The sequence below is a fragment of the Pelagicoccus sp. SDUM812003 genome (assembly GCF_031127815.1).
In the GTDB taxonomy this organism is placed as follows: Bacteria; Verrucomicrobiota; Verrucomicrobiia; order Opitutales; family Opitutaceae; genus Pelagicoccus.
The window spans coordinates 54,122-66,150 of sequence record NZ_JARXHY010000005.1; the positions used below are offsets into that span (position 1 = coordinate 54,122).

12 protein-coding genes are annotated in these 12,029 nt (G+C 57.2%); 4 read left to right on the forward strand and 8 right to left on the reverse strand.

Features of this window, described 5'->3' with window-relative positions:
- Positions 1 to 63: 63 nt before the first annotated feature.
- The 4 genes from QEH54_RS08690 to QEH54_RS08705 are packed head-to-tail and all read right to left on the reverse strand — an operon-like array spanning position 64 to position 3,660.
- The gene (locus tag QEH54_RS08690; protein WP_309018269.1) at positions 64 to 837 is read right to left on the reverse strand and encodes a hypothetical protein; all 774 of its coding nucleotides are present in this window, start codon (positions 835 to 837) and stop codon (positions 64 to 66) included.
- The gene (locus QEH54_RS08695; RefSeq protein WP_309018270.1) at positions 834 to 1,757 is read right to left on the reverse strand and encodes an ABC transporter ATP-binding protein; all 924 of its coding nucleotides are present in this window, start codon (positions 1,755 to 1,757) and stop codon (positions 834 to 836) included. Before QEH54_RS08695 ends, QEH54_RS08690 begins: the two co-directional genes overlap by 4 nt.
- A complete protein-coding gene (locus QEH54_RS08700) occupies positions 1,754 to 2,767 on the reverse strand; it encodes an ABC transporter permease subunit (protein WP_309018271.1) in 1,014 nt (337 codons plus the stop codon). Before QEH54_RS08700 ends, QEH54_RS08695 begins: the two co-directional genes overlap by 4 nt.
- On the reverse strand, positions 2,764 to 3,660 hold the full coding sequence (locus QEH54_RS08705) for an ABC transporter ATP-binding protein (protein WP_309018272.1): 897 nt from the start codon (positions 3,658 to 3,660) through the stop codon (positions 2,764 to 2,766). Before QEH54_RS08705 ends, QEH54_RS08700 begins: the two co-directional genes overlap by 4 nt.
- A gap of 314 nt (positions 3,661 to 3,974) precedes the next feature.
- On the opposite strand from QEH54_RS08705, the gene QEH54_RS08710 reads away from it, so the two are divergent.
- On the forward strand, positions 3,975 to 5,138 hold the full coding sequence (locus QEH54_RS08710) for an endo-1,4-beta-xylanase (RefSeq protein WP_309018273.1): 1,164 nt from the start codon (positions 3,975 to 3,977) through the stop codon (positions 5,136 to 5,138).
- A gap of 200 nt (positions 5,139 to 5,338) precedes the next feature.
- Positions 5,339 to 5,866, forward strand: a complete 528-nt coding sequence (locus QEH54_RS08715) for an energy transducer TonB (RefSeq protein WP_309018274.1) — start codon at positions 5,339 to 5,341, stop codon at positions 5,864 to 5,866.
- On the opposite strand, the gene QEH54_RS08720 is transcribed toward QEH54_RS08715, so the two are convergent.
- Entirely contained in the window at positions 5,863 to 6,837 is a 975-nt protein-coding gene (locus QEH54_RS08720; RefSeq protein ID WP_309018275.1) for a pectinesterase family protein, read from the reverse strand. The two genes, QEH54_RS08715 and QEH54_RS08720, sit on opposite strands and share 4 nt — an antisense overlap.
- Before the next feature lie 134 nt (positions 6,838 to 6,971).
- The gene (locus QEH54_RS08725; RefSeq protein WP_309018276.1) at positions 6,972 to 8,201 is read right to left on the reverse strand and encodes a PQQ-dependent sugar dehydrogenase; all 1,230 of its coding nucleotides are present in this window, start codon (positions 8,199 to 8,201) and stop codon (positions 6,972 to 6,974) included.
- Positions 8,202 to 8,398: 197 nt separating this feature from the next.
- Here QEH54_RS08725 and QEH54_RS08730 point away from each other — a divergent pair, with 197 nt between their 5' ends.
- On the forward strand, positions 8,399 to 9,520 hold the full coding sequence (locus QEH54_RS08730; protein ID WP_309018277.1) for a redoxin domain-containing protein: 1,122 nt from the start codon (positions 8,399 to 8,401) through the stop codon (positions 9,518 to 9,520).
- Between the two features lie 167 nt (positions 9,521 to 9,687).
- Here QEH54_RS08730 and QEH54_RS08735 read toward each other — a convergent pair whose 3' ends face one another.
- Positions 9,688 to 10,551, reverse strand: a complete 864-nt coding sequence (locus QEH54_RS08735; protein WP_309018278.1) for an aldo/keto reductase — start codon at positions 10,549 to 10,551, stop codon at positions 9,688 to 9,690.
- A 17-nt stretch (positions 10,552 to 10,568) separates the two neighbouring features.
- Positions 10,569 to 10,997 carry a VOC family protein gene (locus QEH54_RS08740; RefSeq protein WP_309018279.1) on the reverse strand — a complete coding sequence of 143 codons (429 nt, stop codon included), beginning with the start codon at positions 10,995 to 10,997 and terminating at the stop codon, positions 10,569 to 10,571.
- 749 nt (positions 10,998 to 11,746) lie between these two features.
- Between QEH54_RS08740 and QEH54_RS08745 the strand changes: the two genes are divergently transcribed.
- Positions 11,747 to 11,986 carry a hypothetical protein gene (locus QEH54_RS08745; RefSeq protein WP_309018280.1) on the forward strand — a complete coding sequence of 80 codons (240 nt, stop codon included), beginning with the start codon at positions 11,747 to 11,749 and terminating at the stop codon, positions 11,984 to 11,986.
- The last annotated feature ends 43 nt before the right edge of the window (positions 11,987 to 12,029 follow it).

A 12,029-nucleotide genomic window follows, 5' to 3' on the forward strand; every position in this document is an offset into this window, starting at 1 on the left:
GTTATGTCCGTTTATTCACGAACACGTAGCATTCGGTTACGCCCTTTTTGAGAAAGCGGCTGCTCATCCTTCCTTGTCTCCGCCTACCGAATAAACCGAGCGCAAAAAGACGAAGGCTCCCAGCAGCAGGGCGACAGCTGAAATGATCGCCATGGCCAGCAAACTCCCTCCCAGCGCCCCGAAGGCGGCCGAAAGCTCGCTATAGCTTACCGGAGTGAGCACGTCCTTCACGTGGGCGGATACCGCAAGGCCGCGGGCGCCGGTGGGCAAGGCTCCCAGTCCAAGCTCCACGAAGGAAAAATAGAAAAGTCCGAATACCACATACTTGGCGGAAAACGCGCCGACTCCGATTGCGATGGCGGTGAAAGCGAAAGCCGCTCCCAGACCGCAGACCCAAAGAAGCGAAAGATCCAGAAAATCGACCGCTACCCCGCGGGCGAACGCCACCAAGGAAAGAGCGAGCAGAAAGCCCGCGACCTGCACCATGACCTGCAGCAAGCTGCTGGCGTAGAACGCTAAATACAAGCTCCCCTTGCTGGCCTGACGAGTCCAGAGGTATTCGATGGTACCCTCCTTCAACTCGGACCGCAGCGTCTCGCCACCCTTGGTCAGGCAGTAGACCGGAAGGAACTTCAAGGCGAACACCGAAATCGCGACCCACCAGAAGCGCTCCGTATCGCCAGGCCTGATCACCATCCAAAGAATCGCGAGGGCGATGGCGAAGGAAACGGCCAGACGCGTCAGCGAAGCCCCCGTGGAGAGCTCCCTGATTCGCATCAGCAGCAGCGCCCGCATGGCTTCCGCCAATCCTGCAGATCCAAGGGTTTGCCGCGTCATCGTGTCATCCTTTCGAAAATGCTGCTCAATGAGCGGTTCTTGTTGCGCAGAGAATAGATTTCGATCGTCGAGCATTCCGCCAGCAAGCGCGGCCAGTCCTCGAAAAACGACTCCGGACGCTTCACCCATACCGTCAGTTCGTCCTGCTCGCTGAGATAGCCACGGATCGCCCCGCTTTCCTGCAGGTGGGAGGCGAGTCGAATCGGATCGCTGCATCGGATGGAAATCTCGTCCGACCATTGCGTCATCGCTTCGCGTATCTCCAACTGACTCCCAGAGGCCAGCACGCGCCCCCAGTTCAGAATCAGAAAGCCTCCGCAGAGAAACTCCAGCTCGTGCAGGATGTGGCTGGAGATCAAAATGCTCGCCCCAGACAGAGAGAGCTCTTTGAGGATCTCCCCAAACTCCGCACGTCCCATGGGATCAAGACCGTTCATCGGTTCGTCCAGTATGACCAGCTCCGGATCATGCATGATGGCTTGAGCCAGCTTCACCCTCTGCTTCATGCCCTTCGAATAGGCTCCGATGGGCTTGCTCCAATGCGACGAGTCCAGTCGCGCTCGCTCCAGAGCCGCTTCCGCAGCATTCTTCGTATCCTTCCAACGGATACCGGAGAGCGACGCCAACGACCTCAGCCAGTCGACAGGTTTTAGATCCTTTGGAACCTGCTCGCGCTCAGGGCAGTAGCCGATGCGTTTCAACAGAGCTGCATTGTTGCGCGGCGACTCGCCAAAGACCGACAGTTCTCCTGACGATGGCGCGAGCTGTCCCGTCACCAGCTTGATCAACGTGCTCTTACCCGCTCCGTTCGGCCCCACCAATCCGGTAATGCCGCTAGAAACGTCGAAGGTGACGTTGTTCAATCCGAGAACCACGCCGTAGAAGCAGCTCAGTTCCTTCGCCTCGATGATCGCGCTCATGACTGACGTATCCTCTTGTTGACGACCACGATGCTGGCGACGCTCAAAAGCGAGAGAACGATGATCGGCACCAGAAATTCGCCGTTGGTTAGCGGCAATTCCTCCAGCTCCATGTTGTCGGTCGCCCCGGCAAACAATCCTGGAAAAAACGGGAGCATTCCCTGAGCATCGCTGATTAGATCTGGGATGCGATAAAGCGAATTGGACAGGCTCTCCAAGGCGTCGAAAGGATCGATATAACCTAAAACTGGCGAGACCAAGCCGACCGCGTCCGAAATGATGTCGAGCACGAGCAGCCCCAAAATCCAGTAGACCACAGCGGTTCCCGTCTTTTTCGCTAAGGAGGAGACCATTAGGGTGAAGCAGCTCAGCGTGACCACCGCCACCAGCCCCAAAGCGAGCCCACGGAGCAGCGAAGGAAACGAATGGTAGAAAAAGCTCCAGTCAGGAGCAAGGGCGTTGCCCACGACCCAGGAAACCGTCACCGGCAACAACCAGATGACCGAAAGAATGCACGCGACTACCCCGAACTTGCCAATGATGTAGTCCCAGCGGGTTAGGGCCTTGCTGCTGTAGATCACGATAGCCTGACTCGCTAGATCGTTGGCGATGAGCTTGTGAGCGAAAAGAGCCACCACCACCACCGAAATGAACGGACAGCTGTAGCTGAGCAAGAAGAACATGACTCGGTACAAGCCGTCGACACAGATTTCCGGATACAGCAAAGCCCAGGAGGTGATCCCGTTTAGAAACCTAGTCACCTGCGTTCCACCTACCGATTCCAGCCAAGCGATCAGTGAACTATCGGGAGCCACCAGTTGTCCGAAGAAAAAGAATACGCCGATCAAAATCAACGACTGCGCAAGAGATAGAATGAGAAAAGCCCGCATGATTCGACCGCTCAACGCCAGGCGCAAGCCATAGCGAGTGATCGAAAGGCGACGTTGCCAGACACTGACCGAACGCCCCTTCCATCGCCTGTATTCGGCATTCCACGACGCGTCCTTCACTTTGATCCTCCTTCCTCCAACGCCTGTACGAAGAGCTCGCTTAGCGCGTTAGGGCTCTCCCGAACCTCCTGCGGAGCGATGCCATTCTCATGCAGAACGCGAATCAACGGGTTGAGCGACGGCTCGCCATGAGCCACCTTGATGTTGCCATTGCTGAGCTTGCTGCAACTCCAGCCGAGCGATTCGAAGACAGCCATTGCGGTTTCGTGTTCGCGCGACAGCACCACTTCCGCCTCCGCCTTGCGCCGTTTCTTGAGCGAGTCCAAGGTATCATGAGCCACGATGCGTCCTTGAGCGATGATCACGATGCGATCGCAAATCCGGTCCACATCATGGAGCAAATGCGAGGAGAGCACCACGCTGATCCCACACTCCTGCCAAATGCGTTGGATGAGCTCCAAGATCATGCTCTGGCCCTTGGGATCCAATCCATTAGTCGGCTCATCCAAAAACACCAAATCCGGATCATGCACCAAAGCCTGGGCGATCTTGATCCTCTGCTTCATCCCAGTGGAATACGTATCCACTTTTCGGTAGCGCTCCTGCCCCATTCCCACGAAATCCAGCATTTCGTGAGCGCGCTGACGAGCCGCCTCGAACGGCATGCCGGACAACTCGCCGCAATAGGTGACGTATTCGCACCCGATCATGCCAGGGATGTGGCAGTCTTGCTCGGGAGCGTATCCGATTCGCCGCCGCGTCTCCCGACCGTGCTCGTCGATATCCTTGCCCAGTAGCGAAACCGTCCCACCGTCCTTGCTCTGTAGTTGGAGCAAACATTTGATGAAGGTCGACTTGCCTGCTCCGTTCGGTCCGAGTAACCCGATCGATCCTGCAGGAAGCGACAGGTCCACGGCGTCCAGCACCACTTGGGCGCCAAAGAGCTTACGCAACCCGCGGGTTTCGATAACAATTGATTGAGCGACAGGCATAAAGGAGGAGTTACCCGGGCAACTACACTATCCATCATAGGGAAGTTACAGCTTTTTTCGTTTTTCCCGAGCGGCGCCACCCGGCGCGAGCCGGTGACGAGGAGCCGAAACGCATCGCTTGTCACCTCTCTGTAAAAACGTTCGTTCAACGTTTCCCTCGGTTTCCCGATGCCGAATTAGCAATAGTTGCCCCCGCACGACCGTCACCCCATCGGAGCAAGACCGCTGCAAAACCACACTCACCAACCCCCTGCGCGAACACAGTTCAACTATCCATGATTCGACTAAAACAAGCCATCACCACCCTCTCTCTTTCAGCAAGCCTAGCCATCGCCTCCGGATCGCTAGCCGAACAAAGGTCGGAACCGACCCTCAAGGAAGCCCTCGAAGGAAAGTTCCTTGTGGGAGCGACGCTCAACGGATGGATGCTAAGCGACAGCGATCATCCCGCCTACGACCTGATCGAAACGCACTTTTCCAGCATCTCGCCCGCCAACTCCATGAAATGGGGACCAATGAATCCTCAACCGGGCGAATACAAGCTCGAGCAGGCCGACGCCTTCGCCGCCTATGGGGCGCAGCAGGGCCTCGACATGATCGGTCACACCTTGTTCTGGCATAGTCAAACTCCCAACTGGGTCTTCGAGGACTCCGAGGGAAATCCCCTCACGCGAGAGGCTTTGCTCGCTCGCATGCGCGAACGGGCCCGCATGATGGCAGAACGCTACGGCGATCGCATCAAAACCTGGGACGTGGTCAACGAATCCATCGAAGGCGACGGCTCGTGGCGCAAATCCAAGTTTCAGCAGATCATCGGCGACGACTTCACCGAGCAAGCCTTCAGAATTGCCATGGAGGAACTCCCGGCAGACGCAAAACTGCTCTACAACGACTACAGCATGACCGATGAAGGACGCCGCAAAGCCGTGGTGGCCATGGTTAAGGACTTTCAAGAGAAAGGCGTACGCATCGACGGCATCGGCATGCAAGGACACTGGGGGATGAGCTATCCCAGCGCCCAAGAAATCGAAAAATCCATTCTCATGTTCGCTGAAACCGGGGTGCCGGTGCACATCACGGAGCTGGATATCGACTTGCTGGGCCGCGACCACTTTTTCGGAGCCAACGTCGATATTGGAAGAATCCAGGCCAACGAAGAGAACAATCCCTACGCCGACGGCAAGCTTCCGGCGGAAGAGGAGGAACGATTCGCCGATCGCTACGCCGAAGTCTTCGCCGTCCTGCTCAAACACTCGGATAAGATCGAACGGGTGACCTTCTGGGGCGTGACCGACGAGGATTCATGGCTCAACTTCTGGCCAGTGCGCGGCAGAACAAACTTCGCTCTGCTCTTCGATCGCGACTACCAGCCCAAACCCGCATTCTATCGCATCGTGGAGCTGGCTGCCAAAACGAACTCGGAGCCGACCGCCGAGTAGCGAAAGGCGCTACGTCACCCGCATAGCATCGTATTCAGAAAAACACGCGGCGTTCTCCTGGGGTGTTTCTGAAAAAGTTGGCTTTGCCAGCCCAAATTCCGCGAGAATGCCGCGAATCAGGTAAAGCGCAGCCTCCTACGTCCGTAGGCATCTACGCAGTCCGCTCACTCTGGCGCGACTGGAACAAAAAGATGTCTAAAATGAAAACCGTAATTCGTATTACGATAGCGGCCGCATGCTTGCTGCTATCCAACCCTATCGCAAACGCCGAGACCTTCGCCCTCGCATCCGGCGAACGTATCGAAGGAGTGGTGACAACGGTCCGTAGAGGACAAGTCACCTTTCAAACCGATTCCGATCAATCGGCCACCCACGCTCTCTCCGCTCTCGATGACGCGTCCAAGGAGCAGGTCGAACGCTGGATGGAAAACAATCCCGACAAAGTCGATGTCTACGAGGCATGGGACGTGAAGCCGGTGGTGCTTCGAAGCAAGGCCGCCGTGACGCCTCCCAACCTCTGCACCCCGGGCTTCAAGGGAATCGTCAGCATGGAAGTCACGCTCGACGAACAGGGGCGCGTCATCCATTCGAACGTATCCAAATCCACGCATTCCGACCTCGATGAAGCGGCCCAGGACGCCATCAAGGATTGGCAGTTCAAGCCAGCGAAAATAGCGGGCGAACACGTCAAGGCCAAGATCGCCATCAGCTTTCAGTTCAAAGCTTAATCTCCCGTACGGGCGGCTGGTGTCCTGCTCGGTTGCCAGTCGCCCAACACCGCTTCTTTCGCAAATCGATCGAGATCCTTTTCGTCCAGACGAATGGACCATTGCACGCGTTCCTTCAACGCCTTCGGGTCGTCCACGTATTCAGCGTAGAACACAGTGCTGCCAGGATCGTCGAGTCCCCAATCTCCCCATCCAAAGGAAGCGATGGGCGCAGTGTAGTTGCAGCTTAAATACACTGTCTTCGCGTGCGGCCGCCAAGGCCGACCGAGCACCACTTCGGTCAGACCGTGACTTGCGGTTAGTCGGCATTCCTTAAATACGAGCCCGTGCTCAGCTCCAGCGGGCGTCGATGCGGCAGTGATGAAGGAATCCGCCTTGCTCATGAGCTCGCACGATTGGAAGAACGCCGTAGCCGCTCCGAAGACGTAGTCGGTCGTGCCTTCGATGTAGCAGTTTTCAAAATACTGGCGAGAACCTGAGCCGGCCACGTAGAGCGTGTCCTGGTTTCCCAAAATGCGACAATCGAAAAAGGCGCAACGATCGCCCTCCACCCGCAAGGCGATGGCTTGACCCACTGGCCCGGCGCCGTTCTCGATGGTCAGATTGCGGGCCGTGAAATCGTCGGCCAACACTTCGAGCGTAGCGGTGAAAAACGTGCTGTTGCGCCCCCGGTCGACCTGATCGAAAAACGAGTCGTTGCTGATCACGACCTTGCCCTCTCCCACCAAATTGATCTTAGGATTCCACGGATGGACCGTGACCTTCTCCGCATAGCGCCCTTGCTTGATCGTGATGGTGATTGGCAGATCCGGGAAGGACTTGCAGTCGTCGATAGCATCCTGGATCCGCTCGAAGTCACCCGAGCCGTCCGCCGCCACCACCAGCGAGGTCCGGTAGGCGGCGTGACTGGAGCTTGCCACGAAAAACACGAGGAGCAGGAGGGCGACGCGAAAACCAAGCATAGGAGGCATAGATCGGCTCATAATTCGGCTAGCAGTCTCCCTTCTTCGCCCGAAAGATCAAGTCCCGGATGGCTTCCGCTCAGCCTCGCGAACCGCATCGCGCCGAAGGGCCGCAGCGGTTTCGGTGATCCTTTTCGCGGATCCTAGTAGGAGACCTTCCAGACTCGGCCACCTTGATCGGAGCCGATGTACAGCGCCCCGTCCGGTCCCACCGCGACTCCCATCGGCCGATAGTCAGCTTGGCCCGGGCTGACGATACGTTCCTTGCCTATGAATCCATCCGCGAAGACCTCGTAGTCTCCGGTGGGCAGGCCTTGATCGTCAACCGGTATGAAGCATACATTGTAGCCCTTCTGCACTGGGGCCCGGTTCCAGGAGCCATGAAACGCCACGAACATGCCTCCGTGATACTTTTGCGGAAAGGAAGTCCCTCCGTAATAGGCCATCTGCATGGGCGCCCAATGGGCGGGAAACGCCACCGACGGCTCCTGAAAGCGGCCCGCCTCAGGCTGTTTCTCGCCATCGCCTCCGTACTCCGGCGAGAAGAGACGCACCTTGTCGATCGGGTCATAGTAGGTGTAGGGCCAGCCGAGGTTCGATCCCTGGCGCAGCACATGCATCTCTTCGGCGACGCGTTCTGCGTTGTATTCGACGCTGAAGGTCGGATCGACTACGTTGATCACATCGCGCCCGTTCTGCACCACGAACAATGCATCCGCCTTAGGCTGCCAGTCCAAGGTGAGCACGTGGCGATGCCCTGTCGAATAGTGGTATCCATCTTCCTGAGACTGATTCAAAGTGTTGGGATCAAAACGCCAGATTCCACCAAATTGAGAAAGAGCCTCCCGCACTGCTTCATCGCTCAATCCTTCGGCTCCGGGAGCCCGATCCGGCTCGCCGAGCGAGTTCGAGGGCGCGCCGACTTCGACATACAGGTTGCCAGCGGGATCGAAGGTGAACATCTTGGATGCGTGCTGCTGCCGGTCAACCAGTCCGCTGACCACAGTCTCGGCCTTCCCCGAAGGCATCAGTTGCCCTTTGGGCAGCTTCATGCGGTGGACGGAGCTGTCGGTCGAATAGTAGAGAAAGCCATCGTGAAAACCGATGCCGCTGCCCTGCTCAGGCGTACCGGGTACCGTTTTCACCACATCGGCATTCCCGTCGCCATCCTTGTCCTGCATTGCGACGACTCCCCGACCTCGGACCTTGCCATACACGTTCCCATCCGGGGAAACCGCGAGACCTCGAATGCCATCCAGGCCATCTGCGAATACCGACACCGAAAAGCCTTCGGGAACAACGATTTGGGCTGAGGCTCCGGCGGCGAAAGCTCCGGAGATTGCGATTGCGACGAAAGTGGGTCGAAGGGTCATAGAGCGAACACGGGTTGGAGTTGTAGGTTTGAGGCGCTTCCGGTACCGAAGCTTAGGGAAAGACGCATTCTAGGCTCGCTTGATCGCCCTGTCCACCCTGGAAGCGAACTCCTCTTATGGAGGAGTTCCTCGAGGAGACTGACAAACGGCTTGCGACTTGCGAGTTGACGAAATCCAAACCATACTAAGTTCGCACCATGAGACTTACCACCCTACCCCTCGCAGTCGGCGCCTTCATCGCAGCGAACCTGTTTGCCGCCGACGACCATCCGCAGCCTTTGGCGCTCGGCGCCCAAGCCCCCAGCTTCACGCTTCCAGGCGTCGATGGAAAAGACTGGTCCCTCTCCGACTTCGATCAGTCCGAGCTCCTAGCGGTCATATTCACCTGCAACCACTGCCCCACCGCTCAGTACTACGAGGAACGCATCAAAGCTCTGGTGACAGACTATCAAAACCGCGGCGTGGCGGTTGTCGCCATCAGTCCAAACGATCCTGATTCCGTAAGGCTCGACGAGCTCGGCTGGGCCGTGCGCGGCGACACCTTCGAGGAGATGAAGGAACACGCGGAGGAGCGCGGCTTCAACTTCCCGTATTTGTATGATGGAGACACTGAGGCGGTTTCTCGCCAGTACGGACCACTGGTAACGCCGCACGTCTTCCTTTTCGATCAAGAACGCAAGCTGCGCTACGCGGGAGCGATCGACGATAGCGAGCGTCCCCAACATGTGGAGACGCGCTACCTCAGGGACGCGATAGACGCCTTGCTCGCAGGGGAAGAACCGAACCTCGCTCAAACCAAGGTGGTCGGCTGCTCCGTCAAGTGGGCCGGAAAGGCCCATCTGGTCGAGGACTACATGAAAAAGCTCTCCCAGGAAGAGGTCGCGCTCGAGATGGCAGATCAAGAAACCCTTGCGGCCTTGCGAGCGAACGATGGCACCGGGACGTTCCGCCTGGTCAACTTTTGGGCCACTTGGTGCGCCCCTTGCGTAGCGGAGTTCGACGAGTTCGTGACCATCAATCGCATGTACCGCCACCGGGATTTCGAGTTCGTCTCCGTTTCGATGAACCGACCCGACGAAAGCGACCGCGTGCTGGCATTTCTGAAAAAGAAACAAGCCTCCAATGCGAACTACCTTTTCGCCCAGAGCAAGCGCGACCCGTTGATCGACGCCTTCGACCCCGATTGGCAGGGCGTCGCCCCGTACACCGTGCTGATCAACCCCGAGGGCGAAATCGTCTACCGCGAGATCGGCAGCATCGATCCAAGAGCCCTCAAGAGAATCATTCTGCGAGAGTTGAACGCTCGCAACCCATGGTGAGCAGCCTCCCGAATCGCGCCTGAGAAAGGGAAAGGCGGGAGTCTCCTCCCGCCTTTCGTCTGCTTCAACCAACCCAACCTACCACAGTCGGGCTGGACTCCGGAGCTCAAAGGCGACCTGGCAGGCCGACACGGGATCCGAGGTCCAGCGCTATTGGCAAGACCACCCTAGAAATCGAAGTTGTTGGGATCGCCTCCCCAGCGCATTCCGCGCTCCAGGTCAGCGATGCGTCGCATGTCGGAGTCCGAGAGCTCGAAATCGAAGACGTCGGAGTTCTCCACCATGCGAGAGGCCGTTTGAGTTTTGGGAATGGTGGCAACTCCCGTCTGTAGAATCCACCTCACGATGACCTGGGCAACACTCTTCTGATAGCTCTCCGCGATCTCTGAGAGCGTCGGGTCCCGCAGTATGCCTCCGCCATGCATAAACGGACTCCAAGCCTCCACTCGTATGCTCCGTTCTTCGCAATAGCGTTTAAGATCGAGGCTTTGCAAATACGGGTGATATTCGATCTGATTGACCACCGGCATCTCATCGCAATTCGTTTCTATCTCCTCGAGATGGCGAGGCAGGAAGTTGCTGACTCCGATGGCTCGGATGCGCCCTTCGCGATAGAAACGCTCCAGCGCGGTCCACGAAGCCACGATCTTACCCTCGATGGGCCAATGCAGCAGAAAGAGGTCAACGTAGTCCAATCCGAGGCGCTTCATGCTCTCCTCGAAAGCCTGCTCCACGCGATCCGAACGCATCTCCGTATTCCAGACCTTGGACGTCACGAACACCTGCTCGCGCGGCAAGCCGCAGGTGCGAATCGCCGCTCCGACCCCTCGCTCGTTTCCATACAGCGCGGCGGTATCGATAGACCGATACCCGCGTTCGATGGCTTGGCGAACGATGGTCTCAGTCAAATCATTGTCGTCCACCTCGAAAACGCCCAGCCCGAGCCAGGGCATTTCGACCCCATTGCTCAACGTCACGCAGCGGGACAATCCCTCCTCCCTCGTTTCGCAAGTACCCTCGAATCTTTCCATAGCGTTTGATCTGTTCTCTATCGGCTAAACTGCATGCTATCTTCCGTATACTCCATCAGCTCGACGGGGTTACTATCGGGATCCTTGATCCAGCATTGATAGGAGTGGTCCATTCCCTGGATGATTTCCGTGACCTCGACCCCCTTGTCCAGCAGCCGTTGACGCTCCTCCTTCAGACCTTCGACTTCGAAACACAAGTGGCGATAGGGCGTGCGGCTATTCTGCTTCAGAGCGATCACGTCGCCGCCCCATTGCTTGACCGCCCCTTTCTGATCGAAGATCTCGATAAACGTCCGGTTCCCGCAGTCGAAATACCAGCCAAAGGGCGTGCCGTCATCATGCTTCATATCGAAAACGAAGGGGAATCCAAGCAGGTCCCGGTAAAATGCCTTCAGCGGTTCGGGTTGGTCAGTGAAAAAGCAGACGTGGGCGAGGCGCGTGATCATAGGGAGAAACCGTTTGAGTTTGACGAAGAGCGATTTGAAAAGAGGCAGCAGCCCTACTCGGAAAACAGCTCTTCGCGTTGCGTCTATCAGGCCGGAAGAGGCCGGGGACGATTCGCCACCCTACGCAATCCGCAGAGCGGAGGTCAACCGGGTCCGGAAACCGCGTTGATCTAACAAAAGAAAACGGGCGGATTAACCGCCCGTTTGACGCTCTCACTCCCTGGTTGATTCATTGACAGAGCCAGGCATCGCGTCCTTGTTTTCTATGCGAGAACTGTAGGACAGAGAAGCGGCCACGTCAATGGAACTCGGAGCGATTTCGCGCATTTTACCAAGGAGTTCCGGCTGCAGCTCGATTCACGAAAAGCGACGAAAACCCGGCGCTGCGAAACGACTAAACCAACTCTATAAAACTGAGAAGACCGGGCGGTCCCACATCCGCCCGGCCAAGCAACGACTCAGTTTTGGAACTAAAACCTGACTACTTAATCTCGCTAAAGTGTTTAGGTGATTTTCGTCTTTTCGTGTTCCTCACTCGTTTTTGAGTGTGCGTAGAGAATAACAGATCCGGGCGTTTTCGACAATCCGTGAAGCATACCGAATGCGGCGTGGAATTCCGCATTTTCGCTGAGCTCAACCCGCAAATACCCGGACGGTATCGCTCCCTGACGCTTTTTCAGGCTTTTTGGGCGGTTTGCGTAGAATTGGAGTGGACAGATGCCCACCTCCGACTAACACCTTTGGGAGCTATGTCCAAAGTGCTTAAAGTAACTCCTAAGTCGATCGCCATCGACCTGCTCCTCGTCGCCGTCGTTTTCCTTGGCTTCACCGTCTGGTTCCGTCCTCACGTACCGAGCGAAAACGAAAGCACCATATGGCTGGTAGCCATGTACACGGCCCTGCCCGCCGCTGGCACCTTCTGGCTTTGCTTGCAGATGTTCAAGGTCACCCTCGCCCACCAGCGCAAGCTGAAGGCGGAGAGCAAATAGGGCTGCTCTCCCCAGTCGAATTTCCAAAACCGGTCGCTCCCAG